The following is a 25,193-nucleotide window of genomic DNA, read 5'->3' on the forward strand; positions in this document are numbered from 1 at the left end:
TCGATGGCGAACCGAAGCGTGTCGTTGGTCGCGTCGCTCTCGCAGAGCCGCTCCGTGTCCACCAGGGACGACGAGCTGGTGCCGTGGGACACGGAAGTAAGAAGGCGTGACGAACGAGCGAGCGATCGCTCGAGCGCGACCAGTCCACGCGCGAGCGAACATCGCGCGACGGTGCGCTTCGACGAACGACGCGTCGACGACGGGCGCGACGTGCGTCGCGACAGCGGCATCATGCTGCGCGGCGACGTCTTCGAGCGGCTCGCGGATCAAGACCTCGGCATCGACACGACGCCGACGATCCCGCCGCCGGCTCCGCTGCCGCGCCCGAAAGATCTCGAGGACGCTGCGTTCTCCACCGACCCGCTGCGCATGTACCTGCGGCGCATGGGCGGCGTCTCGCTGCTCACGCGCGAGGGCGAGGTCGAGATGGCGCGCCGCATCGAGCGCGGCGAGATGCGCATCCTCGGGTCGCTGCGCGAGCCGGGGCTTCGTCTCGAGGAGCTCGATCAGCTCACCGGCAACGGCGGCAGCGACGACGAGGACGAGGCGCCGCGCGGCGGGCCCGCGGCGAGCAGCACGCGCACCGAGCTCGATCGCAAGGTGCTCGCGCGCGTGGTGCAGCGGCTCACGCAGATGGTGCGGCGTCTCGATCGCGCCGAGCAGGCGCTCGCGAACGCGCGCGAGCGCGGCGCCGGTCTCGATCCCGCGGAGCTCGTCCGCACGATGAGCGACATGCGCCAGAAGGGCGTGCGCCGTCGTCGTGTCGGCGGTCGCTTCGTCGCGCTCGAGGAGCTCGAGTCGGCGTCGGAGTCGATCAGCGAGGCGATGGCCGCGATCGGCGCGATCGAAGAGGAGTCGGGTCTCTCGCGCGAGCGGCTGCGCCAGGTGCTGCGCGACGTGCGCGATGCGCAGCAGGAAGCAGAGATCGCGAAGGCCGAGATCGTCGAGGCGAACCTCCGCCTCGTGGTCTCGATCGCGAAGAAGTACACGAACCGCGGGCTCGCGTTCCTGGATCTGATCCAGGAGGGCAACATCGGCCTCATGCGCGCCGTCGACAAGTTCGACTATCGCCGCGGCTACAAGTTCAGCACCTACGCGACGTGGTGGATCCGCCAGGCGATCACCCGCGCGACCGCCGATCAGGCGCGCACGATCCGCGTGCCGGTGCACATGGTCGACGCGCTGCACCGCACGGTGCGCGCGACGCGCATCCTGGTGCAGGAGCTCGGTCGCGATCCGCATCCCGACGAGATCGCTGCGCGTCTCTATCCGCACCTCGACAAGGGCGCGGGCGTCGCGCGGGTGCTCGAGGTGCTCTCGATCGCGCGCGACACCATCTCGCTCGAGACGCCGGTCGGCGAGGACGACGATCACCACCTCGGCGATCTGATCGAGGACAAGAGCGCGAGCTCGCCGCTCGAGTCGGTCTCGGGGAACGACCTCGAGGAGCAGATGCAGAAGGCGCTCGAGACCCTCTCGGAGCGCGAGCAGGCGATCCTCAAGCTGCGCTTCGGCATCGGCACCGAGGCGCCGCGCACGCTCGAAGAGGTCGGCCAGGAGTTCGGCGTCACGCGCGAGCGGATCCGCCAGATCGAGGCCAAGGCGCTCGCGAAGCTGCGCAACCCGACGCGCAACGCGCAGCTCCGGGGCTTCCTCGACCAGTAGAGTGGGCCTAGGGTCGGGCGAGCATTGACGGCCGACTCCGGACGGTCCAACACTCGCGCCCGAAGGCACGCGGAGACAGCTCGATGGACGACACCAAGAAGTTCGAAGATCGCCTCGCGAAGTACGACCAGGAGTGGAACGGTCCGAAGCTCCACGTGCTTCTGGTCGTGACGCTCGCCGTCGCGATCGCGGTCATCTACTTCATCGCGTCGGTGCGTAGCGGCGACTACGTGTGGGACCCCACGGCACACGACCCCGCGCACGAGATCGAGCCCTCGGGCTGGTGAGCTTCCCCCAGGGGATGCGAGAAGGGCGCTACGGATTCCGTAGCGCCCTTCTTCGTTTCCGTCGTCAGGGGCCGACGCGGAGCACGCGCAGCTCCGCGATGTTCACGCGCGCGAACGGGCCCTCGCGCCCTCCGACGTTCGCGGTGTACGTCGCGAAGTGCTGGAACGCGCTCATGTTCACCGTGTCGTCGTCGGCGCTGATCACGAAGCGATAGGTGCGCCCCGCCTCGAGCCGGACGCGCGCGAGCGTGCTCTCGCCCCAGCGATCCCACGCGCCCATGTGCGGCATCACGAGCACGCCCTCGGCGACCATCGCGCCGGTGGTCGCGTCCTCGACGACGATGCGCTTCACCGCGGCGGTGATGCCGGTGTCGATGGGCCCGCCGTTGCCGTAGAGCGTCTGGAGGAAGTACTCGCCGGTCGCCGTCGGCGTGAAGCCGGACACCTCGATGCGGTGCCCGTCGTCGCCCCAGCCCTGGTGGTGGAAGCGGCCGTACTGGGTGATCGGCGAGCCGCCGGTCACGGTGAAGGTGCTCGCGTCGAAGATGCGCACGCGCTCGTTGCCCAGGCCCCAGTCGCAGCTCGGCGGCGAGTGCTGCGAGCACGTGCCCGACGACGAGAAGCATGCCTCGACGGCCCAGCAATGCGTCGTCGTCGCGCCGTCGGTCGCCTCGTCGAGGTACGACGTGCTCGTGCCCGCGAGCTCGTCGGCCACGCGCACGCCATCGCGATAGATCGCGACGCGCAGCGTGCTCGTGTCGTCGCCGCCGAGCGCGTACTGCACGCGCACGCGATCGCCCTCGCGCGCCAGGCCGGTGATCGTCGGCGTGCGCGGGCCGAAGATCGCGCGCCAGTCCGACGGGTCGTCGAGCGTCGTGATCTCGTGGCCGCCGCCGCTCGCCGCCGCGCGCAGCTCCACCTCGATCCGTGCGCGCTCGCCGAGCTCGTCCTCGGTGATCGCGCGCTCGCCGATCGCAGCACCGTCGAGCAGAACGCGCGCGATCGCGTAGTTGCCCACGGTGCGCTCCTCGGGCAGTCGCACCACGACGTCGAGCACGTGACCGCGCCACACGACGTTGCGCAGCACGAGCGTGCGCGCGCTGTCGAAGAGCGTCTCGCGCATCGCGCGCGTGATCCATGGGCGTACGCGCAGTCCTTCGTCGCTGGCCTCGAGACCGAAGATCACGTGGTGGACCATCGCGAGGTAGCCCGCGACCGACCACAGCTGGCGCTGCGAGTTCACGACCGGGCCGCTCGTGACGCCCTCGGAGACGAACGGCGAGCCCGTCGCGATCTCGAGGTTCTCCATGTTCGAGAGGTTCAGCGCCGCAGCGCGCATCAGCGAGCGCACCGCGCGATCACCGGCCGCGTCGTGATCGGCGTGACGCGCGGCGCGCAGCCAGTACGCGGTCACGAACGGCCACTCCGCGCGGTTGTGATAGATGCGCGTCAGCTGCTGCTGCGGGTGCACCACCGGCGCGGCGCCCGGGCCGAGGTGCGGATAGCTCGAGAGGATGCGATCCGCCTCGTCGCTCGTCGCGACGTCGCCGAGGATCGCGAGCGACTCGCCGAGCAGATCGAAGCGACGCACCGGCGAGGGATCGAGCTCGGTGGTGACGTAGGTCGAGAACATCCCTTCGTCGGCGAGCCAGAAGCGCGCGTGGATCGCGGCGCGCAGATCGCTCGCCCAGCCGCGCCATCGTGATGCGCTCGTGGTGTCGCCGGCGTCCTCGGCGAGCGCGGCCGCGAGCTCGATCGCGCGCAGGTGCAGCACGTTCGTCGAGAGCGTCTTGCTCATGCCGATGTGCGCGAGCGCGGGCGCGCCCGGCGCGTTGACCCATGCGGGATAGGTCTGCTCGCGCCAGTCGAGGAACGACTGCTCGCCGCGGTAGAGCCCGTCCTCGGGGTCGAAGATCGTGCCGCGATCGCGCTCGATGGTGCCGCGCAGCGCGCGCAGCGTGGTCTCCGCGAACGCGTCGTGATCGCCGGGCGTGATCCAGCGGAGCAGCTCCTCGGCGCCGAGCGCCCACGCGACGCGATCGGTCGAGATCGGCCACGAGCCGCCGGTGCCGGTGTCCTGCACGATCTCGGTGCGGCCACCGGCGCGGCGATCCGATACTTTGAACAGCAACGAGTTGCGCGCGCGGAGCGGATCGATCGCCGCGAGCCCGAGATCGACCGAGTACGCGGTGTCGCGGGTCCAGACGTAGTTCCAGATGCGCCCGGTCTCGAAGCAGCCCTCGGCACCGCAGGGCACCGAGGCGCCGTCGTCGAACGCGTAGTCGCGGATCGAGTCGACCGCGTTCTCGCGTGCCTCGTCGATCGCGAGCGCGTGCAGCGCGTCGAAGAGGTCGTTGCCGGTGCGCACCGAGGGCGAGGCTTCGCGCTCGGTGATCGTGCGCGGGCTCGGGATCGGCGGCGCGGCGGGCGAGTTGTCGCGGCGCACCGCGGTCGACGAGAGGTAGTACGTGCGCAGGCACGCATCGCGATCTTCGATCGTCACGCGCGCGGTGCCGAGCGTGTCGGTGAGCGAGGTGACGGTCTCGTCGCTCTCGAGCTCGGCGGTGAGGCAGCCGGGCGGTCCTGCGTCGAGCGGTCCGCCGTCGGTGCCCGCATCGAGCATCTCGATCGGTGCGTCGATCTGCGCGTCGCGTGGGACGCGCGCGTCGGGCGCGCCGGCGTCGCGCGCCGGCGCATCGTCATCGCCGCACGCGGCGAGGATCGCCAGCAAGACGATCGGTGGGAGGACGCGCGCGCTCGACAGCATCATGGGCTCACCTCACGAACGGGACGGCGCTGGTGACTCAGGTGATCGTGACGGCGTCGAGCCTGCATGTTTCCGCGATGTTGCGCAAGCGATAGGCTCCTCGTGATGAGCCCACGGGATCAGGCCATCTGCGTGTTGCTGGTGCCGGCGATGGTCGCGCCGCTCGTCCCCATCGTGCTCGGGCGGATGCGCGATCGAACGCGCGGCGCGACCCGCGCAGCGTGGATGGGCGTGGCGTGGATCTGGTTCTTCTCGTGGCTGCTCGGGGACGCGACGGTGTTCGTGCTCTGGGGCCGCGAGATCGCGCTCCTCGCGATCGGGGGCACGATGGTCGCGCTCGACGCCGTGTGCGTGGTGCTCTGGGCGCAGCTCGTCGTGGCATCGGCGTGGATCGCGCGACGCGTCGTGTTCGACCGCTGAGACGCGTGCTCAGCGATAGATGACTTCGACGATCGTGAGCTTGCGGCGGCCGCGCGGGGTGTCGACCACGACCTCGTCGTCGACGCTCTTGCGCAGAAGCGCCGCGCCGATCGGCGAGCGATACGAGATGCGGCCGCGCTGCGCGTCGGTCTCGTGCTCGCCGACGAGCTGGTACGTGAGCGTCTCGCCCGCATCGTCCTCGAGCACCACGGTCGCGCCGAAGAACACGGTGTCGCCACGATCGACCGCGGGATCGACGACCATCGCGGCCTCGAGGATCTTGCGCAGGAAGCGCATGCGCCGATCGATCTCGCGCAGCCGCTTCTTGCCGTAGATGTACTCGGCGTTCTCCGAGCGATCGCCCTCCGCCGCGGCATCGGACACGCCCTGCACGACGCGCGGCCGCTCGACCCCGCCGAGGTGCTCGTACTCGCTCTTCAGCCGCGCGAAGCCCTCGGGCGTCGTGTAGACCGGACCGGCGGGCTTCTTCTCGTCGTCGTCTTCGCTCGACGCGTTCACGACCTGATCCTAGCGGCGTTCGGGCACCGTGCCCGGCGCGAGCGGCAGGCCCACCGCGCGCTCGAGCACCGCCCGCGCGACCGCCTCGAGCGAGGCCGCGCGCGCCTTGTGCAGCAGGCTTCGCGTCTGGCTCTTCAGCGTGTTCTCGGTGACCCCGAGGATCACCATCACCCCATCGCGCGAGTGCCCCGCGACGACGAGGGTCACGATCTCGCGCTCGCGCGGCGTGAGCCCCCACGCGGTCGCGAGCTCGTCGATCACCTGCGCGACGCGCGCGTCAGGATCGCGCGCGATCGCGCTCTCGACGAAGTGCAGCACGTTGTCCGCGCCGAACGGCTTGAACGCGAACTCCGCGCGCAGCGCCTGGGCGCGGTTCGCGAGCGCGCGGCTGTCCTGCCCGGTGACGACGAGCGCTGGAAGATCGTCCCAGCGCGCGCGGATGTCCGCGAGCAGCTCGAGCCCCGATCCGTCGGCGAGCCCGACGTCGATGATCACCGCGATCCAACCGTCGCGGCCCACGCGGTCGAGCTCCGCGAGCGCGTCCGCGCGTGTGCTGTGTATGACGACCTCGGCGTGTCGGCGCACGACTCGCGCGACGGCCTCGGCCCCATGAGGATCGTCCTCCACCACCAACACGCGTTTCATGATCGCGTCGAGAGTAGACGATGCGCGCGCGCCGTCATCACCCCTTTCGACGCCACACGAGCCAGCGATAGCGGATCGCTCCGCGCTCGAGGGCATCGCGCAGATGTGCGTGCTCGCGCGCGTGGTGCTCCGCTTCGCCGCGATCGGCGGCGGTCGCGCGGATCCACGCGATGCTGAGATCCCAGAAGCGCCGCGCGCGGGGTGCCAGATCTTCGTCGTGCACGAGCTCGAGCCCGACGCGCCCGGCCGCTCGTGTGTACTCCTGCTCGGGTCCGATGCGCGTGCGCCATCGCGCGTCGAACCACGCGCGCTCCGACTCGTCGCCGAGGAAGCAGTCGACGACGTGCAGCACGCCTCCGGGACGCAGGCTCGCGCGCGTCGCGCGCATCCAGCGCGCGCGATCGAAGTAGCAGGACGACTCGATGGCGATCGCCGCGTCGAAGCGCTCGTCGGGCGGCCTGTGCGCGTCGCGGTGCTCGACGCGGACGCGATCGGCGAGCCCCGCGTCGCGCGCGAATCGCAGCGCGAGCCCGACGTGAGAGCGCTCGTTCGTGATCGCGACGACCCGGTGCCCCTCGTTCGCGAAGAAGATCGCGCCGCCTCCGAGCCCGCAGCCGACGTCGAGGATGCGCGCCGGGCTCGGCGCGAGCCGGTCCCGGACGTGCTCGAGCAGGCGCTCCTGCGCGCGCGTCATCGCCGCGCGGATCGCGTCCGGATCGTGCTCGTGGATCTCGTGATCGACGAGCCCGGTGTGGAAGTGCACGCGCGGGCCGGGGCCGTACTTGCGCAGGATGCTCTCGGTCTTGTCGCGGTAGTACGCGGCGACGGGATCGCTCGGTCGCGTCGATCGCAGCGCGCGCGGACGATCGCTCGGTCTCGGAGGTGGAGCGCTGCGCGCCGCCGCGCTCACGCGATCGACCTCAGGCGCTCGGTGATCGGCGCGCATGCGCCGGTGATCGAGGGCAGCTCGAGCGCGCGTGCGCTCTCGAGGATTGCATCGGCCCATCGCGCGAGCGCGCGTCGATCGTCCGGCGCGAGCGTGGTCACGCGCGCATCGTCGCTGCGGAAGTCCTCGGCGACGAAGCCCGCGGTCCCGAGCGCGGCACCGATCTCGGCGGCGCGCGGCGCGAGCGCGGTGCCGGCCCACGCCGCGCGAAGGTAGGCCGCGTACTGCAGCCCGCCCATCGCCTCGGCGATGCGCTGGGTCGTCGCGAGATCGAAGCGCTCGGTGCGCACCTCGACGTGCTGCATCGACGCGGCGCGCACCAGATCGCGACCGATCGCGCGCAGCGTGTCGCGATCGACGTCGCCCGCGCCCGACCACATCGACCACGCCGCGTTCTGCAGCGCGAACTGTGCGCACGGCCCGACGCGCGGCGCGGGCTCGAGGTACGTGCAGTCGCCGTCCGCGAGATCGTCGGCGAGGTTGCCCGCGGCGAACGAGAAGAACGCGCCGGCCGCACGTGCTCGCGCGCGCGCCGCGTCCACGCCCGCCTCGACGCACGCCGCGTAGAGGAAGGCGAGCGGCCCGGTCCGCCCCGCGTCGAGGCACCACACGAGATCGCGCTCGGTCGCCGGATCGAGCTCGAGCGCGACGATCCACGCGAGCGCCTCGCGATACACCGCGCCTTCGCTCATGCGCTCGCTCCGTTCTGCGTGGTCGCGCGGGGCAGCACGATGCGCACGATCGCGCCACCGGTGCGCGCGTTGGATCGCTCGATCCATCCGCCGCTCGCGCCCGCGAGCCGATCGACGGTGAACAGCCCGAGCCCGGTGCCCTCGGGCTTGGTCGACTTGAACCCGGTGATCGGCGCGTCGAGGTGCTCCTTCGCGAAGCCCGGGCCGTCGTCCTCGACGCACACGATCGCCATCGCGGGATCGGTGAGCTCCTCGACGATCACCCGCACCCGCCCCGCGCTGTTCGTGCCGTCGCCCTCGCACGCGTTGACGAGGACGTTCGAGAGCATGCGCTCGAGCGAGGGCACACCACCCTCGACCTCGACGACCGCGTGCTCGCGACCGTTCGCCACGATCGCGAGATCGACGTGCCGGAAGCGCCCGCCCACCAGATCGATCGCGCGCTCGAGCACGGGCCGGAGCACGACCGGCTCGCGGCTCGGCGACGACGTGAGCGTGGGGCGCGTGATGTCGATCGCCGAGCGCAGCGCGCCGCGCGCACGATCGAGCTCCCGCGCGCTGTCGGCCGACACGCGATAGCCCTCTGCCGCGCTCTCGAGCGCGGAGAGCGCGCCCATCAGCGCGTTGCGCACGTCGTGGGCGCGCGCGTGGGCGTCGACGAGGATGCCGCGGACCTCGTCGGCACGTCGCGCACGCTCGCGCGCGAGCTGCGCCTCGAGCGCTTGGCGCAGTCGCTCGCGCTCGGCGCGCAGCCGATCGCTGCGCACCGTGGCCCACCCGATCATCATCCCGCTGAGCACGCCCGCGGGGCCGGTGATCGAGAGCACCAGGAGCTGCGTCTTGCTGGTCGCGAGCGTCGCCGCGAGCGCGAACGCGAAGGTGTCGGCGATCGCGATGAACGGATGCCGCAGCGTCGAGCGCGCCTGGTATCCGTGCGCCATCGCGGTGGTCACGACCATCGCGCCGAACACCGGCGCAGCGCGATCCGAGGCGAACACGACGAGCGCGGCGGCGACGAAGCCCACGCACCACGTGCCGACGAGCAGGCCGATCGGCGCCGCACGTCCGGCGAGCGAGCCACGCACCCACGCGAACGAGAGCGCGAGCAGGAGCAGCAGCACCGGGCCGACCGCGGCGAGCAGCGCACCGCCGCGCAGCTCGAGGAACGCATGCATGCCCGGCGAGAGCGCGTCGAGCGCGACCAGGCCGAGCACCCACAGCGCGACGACCGCGACCTGTCCCGGTGAGAACGCGGCGCGCAGCAGCTCGGGGTCGAGCTGTTTCGACCACTCGTCGAGGCGACGGAGCATGGTCAGGTGATCGTCACGTACCAGCCGCTCTTCGCGTTGATCGCGTTCGCGTCGGCGGCGGCTTGCTCGTAGCGCGCCTGCAGCTCGCGCATCGTGTCGGGGTGACCGCGGCGCACCACGTCGATCTTCACCTCGCCGCCCGCGAGCACGACGTGCATCGCGTCGAACACCGGTCGCAGCGCCTCGGCGACGGCCATCTTGCCGAGCGGGCCCTCCATCACGCCGAGCGACATCAGTCGACGCAGGTAGTCGAACGTCGAGTGCGTGAGTGGATAGTTGACGAGCTGCGCTCCACCGCTCGCGGGCGAGCCTGGATTCGCGGGATCTCCGTACGACATGAGGGCCCCTCCGGCTTTCAGAGAAGACGTGATCGAACATCACGACGGTAGTCGCGTGGTATCGCCCTGCGGGGTGATTGCCGGCCGATTGCTGCGGAGGGCACGTGGATCGAGTGCGCGATCCACGTCCCCAGCCCGCGCTCTTCCACGGACCCGGGGCGCACGCGGCGCTCGTCGTGTGGCGCGCGCGAGAGGGCGTGTCGCCGGCGTTCCTGCGAATGCGCGCGACGTCGTTGATCGATCGCGGGGTGCTCGTCGCGATCGCACCATCGCTGCTCGATGCGCGCGAGCGGGAGGCGATGCCCGTGGAGCGTGTGCTCCCGCGAGCGCACGCCGGGCGCTCGATGCCGTCGACGCGCGGGTCGGTGCTCGTGCAGATCGCGAGCGACGAGCGCGAAGTGGTGATCGAGACGCTGCGGCGCGCCGACGCGCTGCTCGGGACGATCGCGGATCGCGACGAGGAGATCGAAGGAGGCTGGCCGCTCGATCGCCGCGAGCCGTTCGGGTTCCGCGAGCCGCGCGTGCCGACACACGACGACGTGCGTGCCGCATTGGTCCCCGAGGGCCCGCTCGAGGGCGCGACGTTCCTGCTGCACCAGCGGTACGTGCAGGACCGCGCGCGCTTCCTCGCGCGTCGCGAGCGCGATCGCGAGCGCGTCGTCGGACGCACGACCGAGGGCGTCGTGGTCCCCGACGCACCGGAGCGCGCCCACGTCCGCCGCGTGACCGGGAGCGCGATCGTGCGCCGTGGGTTCCCGTATCGCGCTTCGGGCGACGAGGGGCTCGTGTACCTCGCGATCGCGCGCGCACCCGAGCGCCTCGCGGACGCGCTCGACGCGATGCTCGGTGCGCGAGACGGGATCGCCGACGCGATGCTCGACTACGTCGAGGCGATCGGCGGCGGGCTCTACGTCGTGCCGCCGCTCTGACGCAGCAGCGCGCGCGCTTCGTCGATCGTGATCGTGGTGAAGCGCACGTCGCGTCCCAGCGGGATCGCGTGGAACCGATCGAGGTCGACCCCCGCGACCAGCGCGACGACGGGATAGCCACCGGTGGTCGGATGATCGACGCCCAGCACGATGGGCTCACCACCCGGCGGGAGCTCGATCGCGCCCGCGATCATCGGCGTGGTGCGCGCAGCCGGAGCGTCGTCGCGCCAAGGGATCGCCGGGGCCTCGAGGCGCGTTCCGGTGCGATCGCTGCGCGTCGAGAGCCGCCATGCGCGTGACGTGAGCGCATCGATCGCGCTCGGCGCGTAGACGTCGAGATCGGGCCCTGCGACCAGACGGATCGCGCCTTGGTGCGGCGTCCATGCGAGCGCGTGCGCCGTGGTGATCGGCTCGCTCGCGGTCCGGAGCACGTCGCCGCGTCGCAGCGGACGACCCTCGAGCCCGCCGATGCGCGCCGCGACGAGCGTGCCTCGACCACCGAGCACGCGCGGCACGTCGATGCCCCCCTGCAGTGCGACGAAGCGCGCGCGACGCGCGCCGTCCCACGCGAGCTCGATGCGCTCTCCGTCGTGCAGCGTCCACACGCGCGCGTCGTCGTCCGCGACGGTCACGTCGCCGCGCGCGACGATCGTGATCGCGCCGTAGCGCTCGATCCCCGCCGCGTGCTCCGGATTGCCGACCGCGCGATTCGCCGCTGCGAGCGCGCTCGGGATCAGCGCGCCTCCACGCGGCACGCCCTCGCGCAGCAGCCCCGGTCGTCCTCCGTCCTGCACGAACGCGAGGCCCACGACGCGCTCGAGCTCGATCATCCGACGCGCTCGAAGCGCACGCGATCGCCGATCGCGAGACGAACGTGATCGCCCTCGAGCGGCTCGAAGCGCGGGGCGTGACCGAGCAGGCGCCAGCCGCCGGGCGAGCTCCACGGGTACACGCCGGTGAAACCGCCTGCGATCGCGACCGCGCCCGCGGGCACGCGCGGACGCGGCGACGCGCATCGCGGGATCCCGGCGAGCGCGGGATCGAGCCCCCGCAAGTATCCGAAACCGGGCAGGAATCCGACGAAGCTCACGTCGTACGCGGCGCGCGCGTGGCGCGCGATCACCTCGTCGCGATCGAGCCCCGAGAGCGAGGCGACCTCGTCGAGATCCTCGCCGTCGTAGATCACCTCGATCACGTGCTCGCGCGGCTCGCGACGCGCGGCCCGCTCCACCCGCGACGCGAGATCGTCGAGCGACGGAGGTGTGCCCTCGAAGCGCACGCACACGTGCGACTCGCTCGCGTGCGCATCGAGCACGCCGGGGATCGTGACGAGCGCATCGAGCAGCGCGCGTCGATCGCTCGTCGCCGGCACCTCGATGCGCAGCGCGCTCTCGCCGAAGGGCTCGATCACGAAGCTCACGTCGCGAGCGCGTCGAGGGTCTCGCGCACCGCACGTGCGATCGCGAGCGCGCCCGGGGTGTCGCCGTGCACGCAGATCGTGTCGACCTCGCCCGAGGTCGCGAGCACGCGCGCTTGCGCCGCGGCGCGCGCGGGGTCCTCGATCAGCGCGCCCGGCTGTCCACGCGGGATCAGCGATCCGTCGGGGCGAGTGCCGCGATCGGCGAACCCCTCGCGCTCGTACCGGCATCCCGCCGCGCGCGCCGCGCGCTCGAGCGCGCTGTCCTTCGGACCGAGGATCGCGACCGGGCCGAGCTCGCCGCGGATCGCGCGCACGCACGCCTCGGCGATCGACGGATCGTTCGCCGCGTCGTGGTAGAGCGCGCCGTGCAGCTTCGCGTGCTCGATCGCGATGCCGACGCGCTCCGCGACCATCCGCAGCGCGCGGCACTGCGCCGCGATCGAGGTCTCGAGCGCCTCGATCGCGAGCGCGACGCGACGCCGCCCGAATCCCTCGCGATCGGGATACGCGGGATGCGCGCCCGCCCGCACGTGGTGCTCGCGGCACGCGCGGAGCACGCGCTCCATCGAGCGCGCATCGCCCGCGTGCCCGCCGCATGCGACGTTGAGCGCGTGCGCGAGCGCCCAGAGCGCCTCGGGCTCGCTCTCCATCTCACCGGCGTCGACGTTCAGCAGCGGGCGCATCGCCGGCATTCTACGCGCTTCGCACGTGAGTTTTTGCATGGCCGTCGCTCCGTCGCGGGCGGCAGGCTCCACGGCCCCGATCAGGCGGCGGAGGACGAGATGATCACGCTGAAGAGCTATCTGCGCGGCGAGTGGGTCGCGGGCACCGGGCGCGGCACCGCGCTCGTGAACCCCACGACCGAGGAGCCGATCGCGGAGGCGAGCACGCAGGGCCTCGATCTCGGCGCCGCGCTCGAGTTCGCGCGCACCAAGGGCGGTCCGGCGCTGCGCGCCGCGACCTTCGCGCAGCGTGGCGCGTGGCTCGACGCGATCTCGAAGGCGCTGCACGCACGTCGCGACGCGCTGCTCGACGAGTCGATTGCGAGCTGCGGCACCACGCGCTCGGACGCGAAGTTCGACGTCGACGGCGCGATCGGCACGCTCGCCTACTACGCGGGCCTCGGCAAGAAGCTCGGCGAGACCACGACGATTCTCGAGCCCGCCGAGCAGCTCACGAAGAGCGCGCGTTTCTTCGGCGCGCACGTGTGGACGGCGCGCGAGGGCGTCGCGGTGCACGTGAACGCGTTCAACTTCCCGGCGTGGGGCCTCGGCGAGAAGCTCGCGGTCGCGCTGCTCGCAGGCGTGCCGGTGATCAGCAAGCCCGCGACGTCGACCGCGCTGCTCGCGATGCGCGTCGCCGAGGCGATCGTCGACGCGAACGTGCTCCCGCCCGGCGCGTTCCAATTCGTCGCCGGCAGCACCGGGGATCTGCTCGACAAGCTCGGCCCCCAGGACGTGCTCGCGTTCACCGGCTCGGCCGACACCGGCGCGAAGCTGCGCGGCGGCAAGGGCCCGGTGGAGCGCTCGGTGCGCGTGAACATCGAGGCCGACAGCCTGAACAGCGCGGTGCTCGCGCCCGACGTCGAGCCCGGCAGCGACGTGTACGCGACGTTCCTCCGCGACGTGGTGCGCGAGATGACGCAGAAGACGGGGCAGAAGTGCACCGCGACGCGCCGCATCTTCGTGCCCGCCGCGGTGATCGATCGGGTGCAGGAGGATCTCGCGGAGCAGCTCGGCGCGATCAAGGTCGGCGACCCCGCGCGCGACGACGTGCGCATGGGTCCGCTCGCGACGAAGCAGCAGCACGAGGACTTCCGGAGCGGCATCGCGAAGCTCGTCGCGTCGGGCGCGCGCGTGGTGCACACGCGCGAGGTGAGCGAGCCGAAGGGCTACTTCGTCGCGCCGACGCTGCTGCGCGCGGATGCGCCCGCGAGCGCGACCGCGGTGCACGCGCACGAGGTGTTCGGCCCGAGCGCGACGCTCATGCCGTACGCGCAGATCGCGGAGTGCGTGAAGCTCGTCGCGATGGGCGAGGGTGGTCTGGTCGCGAGCGTGTACGGCGACGATCGCGCGCTCCTGCGCGAGCTCGTGCTCGGCATCGCGCCGTGGCACGGCCGTGTCGTGATCGCGTCGAGCAAGGTCGCGGATCAGTCGATCGCGCCGGGCATGGTGCTGCCGTCGTGCGTGCACGGCGGCCCCGGTCGCGCCGGCGGCGGCGAGGAGCTCGGCGGCGAGCGCGGGCTGCGCTTCTACATGCAGCGCACCTCGATCCAGGCGGATCGCGCGCTGATCGACAAGCTGTTCGAGCAGGCCAAGGCCGAATGACCACCGCGCCGCAGGAGATCACCGATCTCCGCGAGCGCCCAGCGCTCGTCGGGCACTACACGTTGGAGCTCGCCGACCTCGAGGCCGCGTACCGCGCGCACCCGCAGATGGGACGGCTCGCGTACACGACGTGGTACGGAGGGTTCGCGCTCCTCGTCGGCGTGGGGCGTGTCGCGTTCGGCGCGCTCGACGGACCGACGTTCTTCGCGCTGATCTTCGGCGCGCTCATGATGCTCGCGGAGCTCCTGCGAAGGCTCACGCCGCGCCGGCAGATCGCGCGCATGAGCGAGGCGCAGCGCGCGATCACCATCGAGATCGACGAGCACGGCTATCGGGTGCGCGACGCACGAGGCGAAGGCGCGAACATCGTCTGGCCGAGCGTGCGCGAGGTGATCGTGCGCGATGCCTCCGCGTTCTTCTGCCTGCCCAACTTCGTGCACGTCGTGCCGTGCCGCGCGTTCGCAGGACGTGACTACGAGACCGTGCTCGCGATCGCGAACGAGAAGGTCCCGCCCGCGAAGCACCGCCGCTTCGGCATGGCGAAGCCCGTCTTTCTGATCTGGCTCGTGCTGATCGTCGTGATGTTCGCGATGTACCTGGTGATCTCGCGGCGCTGAGCGCAGTGCTACGATCGCGAGCATGGAGCCTGCTCGCAAGACGCGTTTCACCGAGGACGAGTACCTCGCGATCGAGCGCGCGAGCGAGCAGAAGCACGAGCTCATCGACGGCGAGATCTACGCGATGGCGGGAGGCACTCCCCGCCACGCGCTGGTCTCCGTGAACGTCGCGGCAGCGCTGAGCAATGCGCTGCGGGATCGGCCGTGCATCGTGCTCTCCAGCGACCAGCGCGTCGCGGTGCGCTCGACCGGCATGTACACGTACCCCGACGTGACCGTCGTGTGCGGGCCTGCGCGCTTCCACGAGAAGGACGCGAACACGCTCGTGAACCCGACGCTGATCGTCGAGGTGCTCAGCAGCGGGACGGAGACGCACGATCGCGGCGCGAAGCTCGCGCACTATCGACGGCTCGACTCCGTGAAGGAGGTCCTGCTCGTCGTGCCGGAGGAGCGTCGCGTCGAGACGCATCGGCGCATCGACGGCGGTCAGTGGATCTCGTCACCGCTCGATCCGACGAGCGCGCCGCGCATCGAGCTCGCGAGCATCGATGTCGCGCTCGCGTGGGACGACGTCTACGCGAAGGTCGATCTGCTCGGGTGACGAAACGAAAAGAGCCCACGGCGCATGCATGCGCCGTGGGCTCTTCGTCCTCTTCGCTCTCAGCGCTTCTCGGGCACCGGCTCGTGCTCGTGCATCCACTTCTTCACGAGCGGCGTCAGCGCCGCGAGGATCGCCGCCGCGACGAACGACGCGATCGCGATCTTCACGAACACGTCGCCGTAGACGTGCAGCGTCTCGCTCGGCGGCGGGATCACCTGCGCGCCCTCCGCGCCCTCCTCGTGGCTCACGCCCGTGAGCATCGCGATCAGGCCCGCGAGGTACTGCGAGAACGCGGTCGCGAGGTACCACGCGCCCATCATCGTCGCGACCATGCGCTGCGGCGCCATCTTGCTGACCATCGAGAGCCCGACCGGCGACAGGCACAGCTCGCCCGTCGTGTGCAGCAGGTACGCGAGCACGAGCCACGTCATGCCGACCATCCCGCGCCCGTCCGCGCTCTGCGTGCCGAACCACAGCACCGCGAAGCCCGCGCCGAGCTGCACCAGACCGAGCACGAACTTCGCGGGCGTCGAGGGCTCGATGTGCCGCTTCGCGAGGAAGCCCCAGAGCGCGGTGAACACGAGGCCGAAGATCAGGATGAAGATCGGGTTCGCCGCCTGGAACACCGAGGCCGGCACCTCACCGCCGTTCACGCCCATCCCGACGTGCTCGTCGGTCATCGTCCACGTCGCGCGCACCTCGGTCTCGTCGCGCTCCTGCGCCGCCTGACGCGCCGCCGCGAGCTGATCGAGCGTGAACACGCGGCCGTCCTGCGGGTACCCGACCTGCTCCTGCGTGAGCACGAGCTCCATCGGGCGCCCGACGTCCTCCTGCGTGACGACGCGCTCCTCGCTGACGCGATCGATGTTGCGGTCGGTGAAGAGGTTGATCGAGCTCCCGGCCTGCTCGAAGAAGGCCCAGAAGAGCATCGAGAACACGCACATGATCAGGATGACGAAGAGACGCTCGCGCTCGATCTTCGTCACGCGGAACGCCTCGAAGAGGACGTATCCGAGCGCGATCACGCCGACGACCGAGAGCACGTACCCCGCGATCGACGGGTTCGACGTGAGCCACGCGAACACCGGCACCACCAGCGCGATCACGCCGAGCACCATCGCGACGTTGCGGCCGTACGCGACCTTCGAGCGCGGCTGGCCCACGTGCTTCGGCAGCGCGCCGTTCGCGAGCGCCCAGAGCGCGAGGCCCATCGCGACGAGCAGCGCGATCGCGACGAACACGTTCGGGCCGAGGATCCAGATCGACTGCTGCGATCCGACGAAGAGCAGCGCGCCCGCCGACCCGAGCGCGCCGAGGCCGATCATCACCTGCGTCACGATGGTCGGCGCGACGAAGATCGCGAGGCCCACCATCATGCCGATCGTCGCGAGGCCGAACCCGTAGTGCCAGCCGTAGGTCTGCCCGATGTAGCCGCAGAGCAGCGGCGCCATCGCGGCACCGAGGTTCACGCCCATGTAGAAGATCGTGAACGCGCCGTCGCGGTTGGGGTCGAGGCGCGGCACCGAGTAGAGCGAGCCGAGGATCGTGCCGATGTTCGGCTTGAAGAAGCCGTTGCCGACGATCAGCAGCGCGAGCGCGCAGAAGAACGCGTACTGATCCTCGACGGCCATCACGAGGTGACCGAGCGCCATCAGCGAGCCGCCGATGATCACCGCGGCGCGCTGGCCGATCAGCTTGTCGGCGACGATGCCGCCGACGAACGGCGTCATGTAGACGAGCGCGGTGTACGCGCCGTAGACGCCGAACGCGCGGTTGTCGTCGTACCGGAGGAAGCCCGACAACATGTACAGCACGAGCAGCGCGCGCATGCCGTAGTACGAGAAGCGCTCCCACATCTCCGCGAAGAACAGGACGAACAGCGCGGGGTGATGGCCGACTCGCTTCTCGAACGGGGTGATCGGCGTCTCGATCGCCTCCGCTCCGGTTGCCTGCACGCTCATGGATCCTCCGGGAGAAGTGCCGGAAGTATCGCGGCGTCCGAGGTTTCACAAGCCTCGCTGTGATCAACCGAACGGGCAGGGTCGTCGCCGGCGTCGATGGATAAAAACGCTGGCGCGCGCGTAGGATGCGGCATGCACAGCCTCGTCGGGCGCGCCTCGGCCCTCGCGTCGGTGTTCTTGGTCGTCGCGTGTGGCAGCCGAGGCGACGCGGGGAGCCCGCCACCGCCGCCGACGCCGCCCGTCGCGACCGCGCCCACCGGCGACGTCCTGCTCGACCGTGACGGCGCGCTCGAGCCCACCGACACGCGCGGCACCATCTCGTTCGTCGATCGCTTCGACGTCCCGGTCGCACCCGGCGAGCACGTGCGCGTCACGCTCACCTCGAGCGCGTTCGATCCCGTCCTCGAGGTGACGCCGCCGCGCGGCGCGCCGCTGACGAACGACGATCTGCGCGGCGACCGCACGCGCTCCGAGATCGAGCTCGTCGCGACCGAGGCCGGCGCGCTCAAGGTGCAGGTGACGAGCTTCGCGCCGAGCGCGCAGGGCGCCTATCACGTGCACGTCGCGCGCGTTCGCGTGCCGAGCACGCCGGCCGCACCGGCGGTCGCGGCGGCCGAGCCCACGCGCCGTCATCACGTGCTCGCGGGCGTGCTCTCGTCGCTCGCGCGCCCGCCCCAGACCGCGGCCCGGACGCCGATGCCGCTGCGCGTCGGGGATCGCGCGAGCGGGACGCTCGCCGCGGGCGACACCACGCTCGACAGTGGCGAGCTCGCCGACGTCTACGTGCTCGACGTGAGCGCAGCGACGGACCTCACGATCCAGATGCAGTCGACGACGCTCGACGCGTACCTGGTGGTGCGCGGTCCCGGCGATCGCGAGTGGGAGAACGACGACAGCGGCGGCACGCGCGACGCGTCGGTGTCGATCCCCCAGGCCGCGCCCGGGCAGTACCGCGTGTTCGCGACGACGTTCCGCGCGGGCATGACCGGCGCGTACGAGCTCAAGGTGCTGAGCGCGCGCGACGCCGCGAGCGCGGGCACGACCGCGGCGGCCGAGCAGGTGATCGCGGGCGAGCTCGCGACGGGCGATCGCACGCTGGTGAGCGGCGAGCTCGTAGGCGAGCACCGCTTCACGTGGCCGGTGGGCACCGGAGTGCACCTCGAGGCGCGCTCCAGCGCGTTCGACACGTACCTCATCCTCCACACGCCCGGCGGGCAGCAGCGCGACAACGACGATCAGTCGCCGGGCGTGCTGAACGCGGCGATGGACTTCGTGGTGCAGGAGCCCGGTGAGCACCGCGTGCTGGTCACGAGCTATCGCCCCGGCGAGACCGGTCGCTACGAGCTCGTCGTGCGCGGAGGCGGCACTGCGACCCCGCCGAGCGCACCGCCGCCGACCGTCACGTCGCAGCCGAGCGCACCCGCGGGCCAGCCGATCCGCGGCGCGCTCGCCGCCGGTGATGCGACGCTCTCGAGCGGCGAATTCGCCGACACGCACCGCATGACGTTCACGGCGGGCCAGCCGGTGAGCATCCGCGTCGAGTCGAGCGCGTTCGACACGTACCTCATCGTGCGCTCGCCGAGCGGACGCCAGCAGGACAACGACGACGTCTCGCCCGGCGTGCTGAACAGCGGCATCGACATCCCCGCGGCCGAGGCCGGCGAGTACCAGGTGATCGTCACGAGCTACCGCCCCGGCGAGACCGGCGCGTACGTGCTCACGACCTCCGCGGGCACCACGACGACGCCGCAGCCCGGCCCCGGCACGCCGCCCGCGGCGCCCGGCGTCGGATCGGGATCGCGCGTCTGGGTGCTCAGCGTCGGCATCAGCGACTACCCCGGCGGCGCGAACGATCTGCCGGAGTGCGCGAACGACGCGGTGAAGATCGCGGAGGCGCTGCGCAACCAGGGCCTCACCGCGCCCGATCGCGAGTTCCTCCTCACCGACGGCCGCGCGACCACCGCCGCGATCCGCGACGCGATGCAGCGCATCACCGCGCAGATCCGGCCCGACGACACGTTCGTGTTCTTCTACTCGGGCCACGGCGGACAGAACGAGTCGCGCAGCGGCGACTCGCGCGAGCTCGACGCGATCGACGAGTACCTCTTCGTGCACGACGGGCCGCTCTTGGACGACGAGCTCGGCCGCTTGATGGACGGAGTGCGCGCGCGCACCGCGCTCGTCGCGATCGACGCGTGCTTCGCGGGCGGGTTCGCGAAGGACGTCATCACGCGCCCCGGCGTGGTCGGTCTCTTCTCGTCGGAGGAGGACGTGACGAGCGCGGTCGCCTCGCAGTTCCAGGCGGGCGGATACCTCTCGCACTTCCTGCGGCTCGGCATCCAGGGCGAAGCGGATCACGATCCGCGCGACCGGGTGATGACGGTCGGCGAGCTGACGCACTACGTGTGGCAGCAGTACGGCCGACACGCGAGCGACGTGCGGATGGGCATGGGCTACCAGCAGCTCGTCGTCGATCGCGGCGCAGTGCGCGCGACCCAGGAGCTCTGGCGCAACAACCGCTGACGCGGTCGTCGCGACCACACGAGCGAGCGACACGTCACGTCACGACGGTCGCGCGCCGCGATCGAGCAGTCGCGCGCGGCGCTCGGGTGGTCGGGGCACGCCGTTCGAGCGGTCGAGGGGCACCGCTCGAACGGTCGGATCCGACCGTTCGTGAAAACGTGCCGAATTGTCCGAGGATCTGCAGGATCTCGCGCACGGATTCGCGCTCGGAATCGGAATTTCCTCTGAGGAGAGCAGGAATGCAGGAGGGAGAGACGGAGCGAGGGGTTCGATCACGCGGCAGTGCGACGACGGAGCTCTCTCTCTCCTGAACCTCCTGCTCTCCTTAGCGGAATCTCCTCTCCTCCTCATCCCGGGGTCCACCACACCGGCGAGGTCCACGCCCGCTCGCGGATGACGTGGCGCGCGCGATCACCGCAGCACACCGCGAGCGGATCGTCGGTGCCGACCGTCGCGCAGTCGACGCCCGACTCCGCGCACACGTAGTGGCTCCATCGGCAGGTCGGCACCTCGAGCACGCGCGCATAGACGAACGCAGGGCGCGTCGGATCGAGCTCGGTGAGCGCGTGCACCGCGCAGAGCTGATCCGATCCGCCCGCGGGCGGCGCGCACGTCGTCGCGTCGGGGCCCTCGGTGAGCTCGGTGCCCGCGACGTCGATCACGCGCTCGCGCGTCGTGCCGTCCGACTCGAGCGTGCCGATCACGATCTGGATGCGCTCGAGCGGCGCGCCCATCGGATCACGCTGCGCGGCGATCACGATCCGCGGCGTGCCCGCGCTCGGGTCGACGTTCCCGCCCATCGGCACCCCGTGGTCGTAGCCGAGCTGCGCGAGCTCGGTGCTCGCGCACGCGTCCTCGGGGATCTCCGCGCCCGCGAACGTGCGCACCACGATGCGCGTGCCGCTCGTCGCATAGGTCTCGCGACGTCGCAGCGCCGCGAAGATCGCGTCGCGCGAGTTCTCCTCGGCCCACACCACCGCGAGCCCGCCGGGCGACACCGTGAGGCCGCGGATCAGCACGCCGGGATCGACGTCGAGCTGCTCGCTCGCGGTGTCCTCGGAGTCACCGAGGTGCCCGCGGAAGCTCGACTCCTCGACGCCGCCCGCGAGCGACTGATGGGTGTCGGTGCTCCCGAGGAAGCCGACCTCGAACGGGTTCGCGCCGACACGCGCGCGCTCCCTCAGTCCGGTGCGCAGCGCGCCGCGCGCGAAGTCGCCGCCCGACACGCATCCGCCGAGGAACCCGATGCCGCCGCCCTCGCTGCAGCTCTCGGTGCAGTCCTCGGGATCGTCGGGCAGCCCGCGGCACACCGAGGGATGCAGCTCCTCGAAGCGACAGAGCTCGTCCTCGCTGCCCAGCGGATCGCCGCGCGTGTCGAGGCACTCCGAGCTGCCCTTGTGCTGGTAGAGCTCGATCAGCGGCTCGAGGCGCGCGCGTCGCTCGGCGTCTTCGCGATCGTAGGGCGTGCCGTCGTCGCGCACCGGCACGAACATCGAGCCTGCGCCGAGGTTGCCGTTGTGCGGGATCGCGAGCACGTCGCAGGGCGCGGTGCCCTCGGGTGTCGACTGCGCGAGACAGCCCGCTTCGAGCGCGTCCCAGAGCCGCTCCGGCGTCCACGCCTCGACGTAGCTCACCGGCAGGCGCGGCACCGATCGCGTGCGGAAGAGGACGTTGCGATGGATGTTGTCGCCGCCCGCCGAGCCGGTCCATTCGTACGCGACGAAGCTCGTGAACGAGCACGCTTCGCTGCGATCGTAGACCTCCTCCGCGGCGTCGTTCATCTCCTGCCACACGTCGCCGAGCGCGCTGGTGCAGAGCGCGGGATCGCTCCCGCACACGCTCGGACGTCGCGGCGGCGCGAGCGCGAGCGATGCGGTGAGCTCGCCGTAGTGCCCGCCGCGCCCGCGCCCTTCGCGCCAGGTGTTGCAGGTGCGCGACGAGAAGCCCGGCGAGGTGGGATCGGTGCAGATCGAGATCTCGCCGAGGAACTCCGAGTGGTCGGTGATCGCCGCGAAGTCGAGCGGGCGGGCGAGCTGGAGCGTGCGCATCGGGCGGCCCTCGGCGTCGTAGGGCGGCAGGCCGATCGGGCGGCCGCGCGCGAAGTCGTACGCGTCGCGCGGCCCGGTGCGCACGTCGTACGCGGCGGCGTCGAACGAGCGCGCGGTGTGCACGTGCAGGTCGCCGAAGAGCGGGCGGCGCAGCGGGTCGCGCAGCGCGCAGGGTGCGCGCTCGTCGGGCAGCGCGATCAGCGCCGGACCGGCGTCGGGTGGGCCCGCGTCGTGCGTGGTGACGTCATCGTCGTCGCCGCACGCGGCGAGCGCGAGCACCAGCACCGTCGAGATCCATGTGCGCATCACGTCCCCAGCGCGGCGAGCCGCTCGAAGAAGAAGAACGAAGCGAGCGCGCCCATCCCGAGCGCGCACGCGAGGCGCGCGCGCTCCACGCGCACCACGAGACCGATCGCGAGCACGATCGCGACGAACCCGAGCTGACCGAGCTCCACGCCCACGTTGAAGCCGAGCAGCGCCGGCACGATCGCGTCGCGCGGCAGCCCGACCTCGGCGAGCGCGCCCGCGAACCCGAGCCCGTGCAGCAGCCCGAGCCCACCCGCCGCGATCCACGGCGCACGGCGCACGATGGATGTGTCGTCGGGCCGCGCGACCTCGCGCGCGAGGAGGACGATCGAGAGCGCGATGCACGCCTCGACCGGCGCGGCGCGCACCGTGACGACGTCGAGCGCCGCGAGCGCGAGCGTGATGCTGTGCCCGATCGTGAAGCTCGTGATCGCCGCGATCATCGCGCGTCGCGAGCGCACCACGAGCAGGAGGCCGAGCACGAAGAGCAGGTGATCGATCCCACCCGCGATGTGCTCGACGCCGAGCCGCAGGTACGTCGTGATCCCCGTGTCGCGCGCGTCGACCCGCACCTCGCGTGTCCCGTCGTCGAGCCGTGCGCGCACGATCGAGCCATCGGCGCGCTCGATGCGCACCGCGATCTGCACGCCGGTGCCCTCCATCCCCCGCACCGCGATCGTCTCGCCCGCGAGCCCGCCACACCCGAAGCGCATCGCGCGGCTCTCGCCACCCGCGATCGCCGACACGACCTCGCCGCGCGCGACGCAGCGCGGCGGCATCACCACCTCGGCGCCGGTCGTGCGCGCCTCGGTGCCCGAGAAGCGGAACGACACGTCGACCTCACCGCGCGCGTCCTCGCGCACGTCGAGCACCCCGAACGAGAGCGGATGCGCGTGCGCCGTCGACCCGACCGCGAGGATCGCGATCACGATCGCGGCTCTCACTCGACCACCACGCCGTAGCTCGCCACGATGCGCGCGATCTCCGCCTCGACGAGCGCGGCGCGTCGCTCCTCGGTCCACGCCGCGATCACACGCGCCCGCGCCTCGTCGAGCGCCGGCATCCGCGCTTCGTCGCGCGCGATCACCCGGACCAGGTGCGCGCCGTACGTGCTCGCGATCGGCCCGATCCATCCCTGCTCGGGCGTGATCGTGATGACCGCGCGCGCGAAGGCCGGGCCCATCTCCGCGGCGATCCGCGACTCGCTCGCCGGTCCGATCGCGCGCCCGCGCACGAAGGGATCGCCGCGCTCGGTCGCGCCCGCGAGCAGCGCCGCACGCGCGTCGTCCTCGGCGCGCGCGCCTCGCACGTCGCGCGCGAACAGCACGTGCTCGAGCGTCACCCGCGCCGGCGTCCGGAGCTCGTCCTCGTGCGCGCGCATCCACGCCTCGAGCGCCGCGTCGTCGGGCTCGGGCACGTGGACCGATCCCGCGAGCATCAGCTCGATCTTCTGCACCAGACGGCGCCGCACGATCGCGTCGCCGTCGTCGAGGCCCGCCGCGCGTGCCTCGCGCGAGAGCGCCTCGTCGCGCACGAAGTCGCGCACCAGTGCGTCCTCTTCGCGCGCATCGGGCGGGCGCCCGTGACGCTCCACGAAGCGCGCGCGCAGGCCCGCGACGAACGCATCGTCGATCACGATCGCGCGCGCTGGATCCTCGTCCCGCGCCAGCGCGCGATCGATCGCGAAGATCACCGCCCCCGCCGCGACGAACCACACCAAGGGCTCGCGCGCCCACCGCCGCCACCGCTCCACGGCGGCGAGACTAACCTCAAAGACTGTCGAAACATCGGCTCGCCCGCCGGTCCCTACCGTGCGCGCGCTTCGCGCGCTCCCGTCCGGGACCTGCGGGACGAGCACTCCGGCAGGGACTCAGCTCTGCGCGCGCGAGAACCGATGCGCGAGCTCGGCGTCGACCTCGTCGAAGTCGTGGAACACCCGCACCCGTCGATCCGCGCTCGCGCTCGGATGTCCCTCGGGCGCGCCGACCCACACCTCGAATTCATCCGCGAGGCTGCGCAGCTCGTCGACGCAGCGACGCGCCTCCTGGCGCTCGAGATCGCGCGCGAACCCCAGCAGCAGAACGTCCGCCCCGGCGCGCCGCACCGCACCGCGCAGCTCCGACCACGGCACGTCGGATCCCAGATGGACCGGCACCACGCCGCGCGTCGATGCGAGCACACCTGCGATCAGCGCGCCGAGCTCGTGGTGGTGCGCCTCGGCCGCCGCGGTGACGATCCGAGGCGCGCCGGCGTCGGTCGCGCCCGCGCGCAGCAAGGTCCCGAGCAGGCTCTTGGCCTGCCCCGAGATCACGTGCTCCTGCGCGATCGACATCGCGCCGTGCTGCCATCGATCGCCGACCTCGCGCAGCATCGGCGCGACGACCTCGAGCGCCAGCTCGCGCGGGCTCGTGAGCACCGCCGTGCGTGTGAGGATCTCGTCGGCGCGCCGCAGGTCGTAGCGCTCGACCGCCTCGAGGTACGACTCGATGATCGGCCACCACCGTCCGCGCCGGCTCGCGCTCTCGCTCGGCTCGTCCTCGCGCGGCGTGCTCGAGAGCTTCTCGAGCTCGTCGTCGGGGAGCGCACCGATCTCGCCGATCGCGTGCCCGCGCGACACCGCCTCGCGCAGCAGCGTGAGCCGGCGGATCTCGCCGCTCGAGTAGCGCCGCACGTTGCCCTGCGTGCGCTCGGGCCGCACCGCGCCGTAGCGCCGCTCCCACACCCGGATCGTGTCCGCGGTGAGCCCCGTCAGGCGTGTCACCACGCGCATCGGGTACGTCGCGGCACCTTCGCGATCCTCGTTGCTCACCGGCCTCAGGCGACGTCCGTCACGGCTCGACACGTGCCCTCCTCGATCTCGCGCGCGCCTCGC

At 71.7% G+C, this 25,193-nt stretch carries 23 protein-coding genes; 8 read left to right on the forward strand and 15 right to left on the reverse strand.

Features of this window, described 5'->3' with window-relative positions; translation table 11 throughout:
* Nucleotides 1-3: 3 nt before the first annotated feature.
* Both I5071_RS05330 and I5071_RS05335 read left to right on the forward strand, forming a co-directional pair.
* Complete coding sequence (locus tag I5071_RS05330) at nt 4-1,665, forward strand: sigma-70 family RNA polymerase sigma factor (RefSeq protein ID WP_236604298.1); 1,662 nt, start codon at nt 4-6, stop codon at nt 1,663-1,665.
* Between the two features lie 83 nt (nt 1,666-1,748).
* Entirely contained in the window at nt 1,749-1,952 is a 204-nt protein-coding gene (locus I5071_RS05335; protein WP_236604299.1) for a hypothetical protein, read from the forward strand.
* A 64-nt stretch (nt 1,953-2,016) separates the two neighbouring features.
* On the opposite strand, the gene I5071_RS05340 is transcribed toward I5071_RS05335, so the two are convergent.
* The gene (locus I5071_RS05340; protein WP_236604300.1) at nt 2,017-4,722 is read right to left on the reverse strand and encodes a hypothetical protein; all 2,706 of its coding nucleotides are present in this window, start codon (nt 4,720-4,722) and stop codon (nt 2,017-2,019) included.
* Between the two features lie 102 nt (nt 4,723-4,824).
* Between I5071_RS05340 and I5071_RS05345 the strand changes: the two genes are divergently transcribed.
* The gene (locus tag I5071_RS05345; RefSeq protein WP_236604301.1) at nt 4,825-5,139 is read left to right on the forward strand and encodes a hypothetical protein; all 315 of its coding nucleotides are present in this window, start codon (nt 4,825-4,827) and stop codon (nt 5,137-5,139) included.
* Nucleotides 5,140-5,148: 9 nt separating this feature from the next.
* On the opposite strand, the gene greB is transcribed toward I5071_RS05345, so the two are convergent.
* From greB to I5071_RS05375, 6 genes are read right to left on the reverse strand one after another with little or no spacing between them, the layout of a single operon-like run.
* Nucleotides 5,149-5,658: a transcription elongation factor GreB gene (gene greB / locus I5071_RS05350; protein WP_268921213.1), complete on the reverse strand. Its 510-nt coding sequence runs from the start codon at nt 5,656-5,658 to the stop codon at nt 5,149-5,151.
* A gap of 9 nt (nt 5,659-5,667) precedes the next feature.
* Nucleotides 5,668-6,303, reverse strand: a complete 636-nt coding sequence (locus I5071_RS05355) for a response regulator (RefSeq protein ID WP_236604302.1) — start codon at nt 6,301-6,303, stop codon at nt 5,668-5,670.
* 37 nt (nt 6,304-6,340) lie between these two features.
* A complete protein-coding gene (locus I5071_RS05360; RefSeq protein ID WP_236604303.1) occupies nt 6,341-7,213 on the reverse strand; it encodes an SAM-dependent methyltransferase in 873 nt (290 codons plus the stop codon).
* Nucleotides 7,210-7,941: a hypothetical protein gene (locus I5071_RS05365; RefSeq protein WP_236604304.1), complete on the reverse strand. Its 732-nt coding sequence runs from the start codon at nt 7,939-7,941 to the stop codon at nt 7,210-7,212. Before I5071_RS05365 ends, I5071_RS05360 begins: the two co-directional genes overlap by 4 nt.
* Nucleotides 7,938-9,251, reverse strand: a complete 1,314-nt coding sequence (locus tag I5071_RS05370; protein ID WP_236604305.1) for a sensor histidine kinase — start codon at nt 9,249-9,251, stop codon at nt 7,938-7,940. Before I5071_RS05370 ends, I5071_RS05365 begins: the two co-directional genes overlap by 4 nt.
* Before the next feature lie 2 nt (nt 9,252-9,253).
* A complete protein-coding gene (locus I5071_RS05375; protein ID WP_236604306.1) occupies nt 9,254-9,589 on the reverse strand; it encodes a hypothetical protein in 336 nt (111 codons plus the stop codon).
* 113 nt (nt 9,590-9,702) lie between these two features.
* On the opposite strand from I5071_RS05375, the gene I5071_RS05380 reads away from it, so the two are divergent.
* Nucleotides 9,703-10,518: a Dyp-type peroxidase gene (locus I5071_RS05380; RefSeq protein WP_236604307.1), complete on the forward strand. Its 816-nt coding sequence runs from the start codon at nt 9,703-9,705 to the stop codon at nt 10,516-10,518.
* Here I5071_RS05380 and I5071_RS05385 read toward each other — a convergent pair.
* The 3 genes from I5071_RS05385 to I5071_RS05395 are packed head-to-tail and all read right to left on the reverse strand — an operon-like array spanning nt 10,497 to nt 12,621.
* Nucleotides 10,497-11,348, reverse strand: coding sequence for a biotin-dependent carboxyltransferase family protein (locus tag I5071_RS05385; protein WP_236604308.1), 852 nt, complete (start codon nt 11,346-11,348; stop codon nt 10,497-10,499). The genes I5071_RS05380 and I5071_RS05385 overlap by 22 nt on opposite strands.
* Nucleotides 11,345-11,938 carry a 5-oxoprolinase subunit B family protein gene (locus I5071_RS05390; RefSeq protein WP_236604309.1) on the reverse strand — a complete coding sequence of 198 codons (594 nt, stop codon included), beginning with the start codon at nt 11,936-11,938 and terminating at the stop codon, nt 11,345-11,347. The genes I5071_RS05385 and I5071_RS05390 overlap by 4 nt, the downstream gene beginning before the upstream one ends.
* Entirely contained in the window at nt 11,935-12,621 is a 687-nt protein-coding gene (locus I5071_RS05395) for a 5-oxoprolinase subunit PxpA (protein WP_236604310.1), read from the reverse strand. Before I5071_RS05395 ends, I5071_RS05390 begins: the two co-directional genes overlap by 4 nt.
* Nucleotides 12,622-12,720: 99 nt before the next feature.
* Between I5071_RS05395 and I5071_RS05400 the strand changes: the two genes are divergently transcribed.
* From I5071_RS05400 to I5071_RS05410, 3 genes are read left to right on the forward strand one after another with little or no spacing between them, the layout of a single operon-like run.
* A complete protein-coding gene (locus I5071_RS05400) occupies nt 12,721-14,265 on the forward strand; it encodes a 3,4-dehydroadipyl-CoA semialdehyde dehydrogenase (RefSeq protein ID WP_236604311.1) in 1,545 nt (514 codons plus the stop codon).
* Nucleotides 14,262-14,882 (forward strand): hypothetical protein, encoded by a 621-nt coding sequence (locus tag I5071_RS05405; RefSeq protein ID WP_236604312.1) that lies wholly within the window; start codon nt 14,262-14,264, stop codon nt 14,880-14,882. The genes I5071_RS05400 and I5071_RS05405 overlap by 4 nt, the downstream gene beginning before the upstream one ends.
* Nucleotides 14,883-14,904: 22 nt before the next feature.
* Nucleotides 14,905-15,483, forward strand: coding sequence for a Uma2 family endonuclease (locus tag I5071_RS05410; protein ID WP_236604313.1), 579 nt, complete (start codon nt 14,905-14,907; stop codon nt 15,481-15,483).
* Between the two features lie 59 nt (nt 15,484-15,542).
* Here the strand turns inward: I5071_RS05410 and I5071_RS05415 are convergent, their stop codons facing one another.
* The gene (locus tag I5071_RS05415) at nt 15,543-17,438 is read right to left on the reverse strand and encodes a peptide MFS transporter (protein WP_236604314.1); all 1,896 of its coding nucleotides are present in this window, start codon (nt 17,436-17,438) and stop codon (nt 15,543-15,545) included.
* 138 nt (nt 17,439-17,576) lie between these two features.
* Here I5071_RS05415 and I5071_RS05420 point away from each other — a divergent pair, with 138 nt between their 5' ends.
* Nucleotides 17,577-19,967 (forward strand): caspase family protein, encoded by a 2,391-nt coding sequence (locus I5071_RS05420; RefSeq protein WP_236604315.1) that lies wholly within the window; start codon nt 17,577-17,579, stop codon nt 19,965-19,967.
* Between the two features lie 347 nt (nt 19,968-20,314).
* On the opposite strand, the gene I5071_RS05425 is transcribed toward I5071_RS05420, so the two are convergent.
* The 4 genes from I5071_RS05425 to I5071_RS05440 form a co-directional block, all read right to left on the reverse strand.
* Complete coding sequence (locus I5071_RS05425) at nt 20,315-22,321, reverse strand: DUF3604 domain-containing protein (protein WP_236604316.1); 2,007 nt, start codon at nt 22,319-22,321, stop codon at nt 20,315-20,317.
* The gene (locus I5071_RS05430; protein WP_236604317.1) at nt 22,321-23,265 is read right to left on the reverse strand and encodes a HupE/UreJ family protein; all 945 of its coding nucleotides are present in this window, start codon (nt 23,263-23,265) and stop codon (nt 22,321-22,323) included. Before I5071_RS05430 ends, I5071_RS05425 begins: the two co-directional genes overlap by 1 nt.
* On the reverse strand, nt 23,262-24,074 hold the full coding sequence (locus I5071_RS05435; RefSeq protein WP_236604318.1) for a peptidyl-prolyl cis-trans isomerase: 813 nt from the start codon (nt 24,072-24,074) through the stop codon (nt 23,262-23,264). Before I5071_RS05435 ends, I5071_RS05430 begins: the two co-directional genes overlap by 4 nt.
* A gap of 117 nt (nt 24,075-24,191) precedes the next feature.
* The gene (locus I5071_RS05440) at nt 24,192-25,163 is read right to left on the reverse strand and encodes a MerR family transcriptional regulator (protein ID WP_236604319.1); all 972 of its coding nucleotides are present in this window, start codon (nt 25,161-25,163) and stop codon (nt 24,192-24,194) included.
* Nucleotides 25,164-25,193 lie beyond the last annotated feature (30 nt).

Source organism: Sandaracinus amylolyticus (genome assembly GCF_021631985.1).
GTDB lineage: Bacteria > Myxococcota_A > Polyangia > Polyangiales > Sandaracinaceae > Sandaracinus > Sandaracinus amylolyticus_A.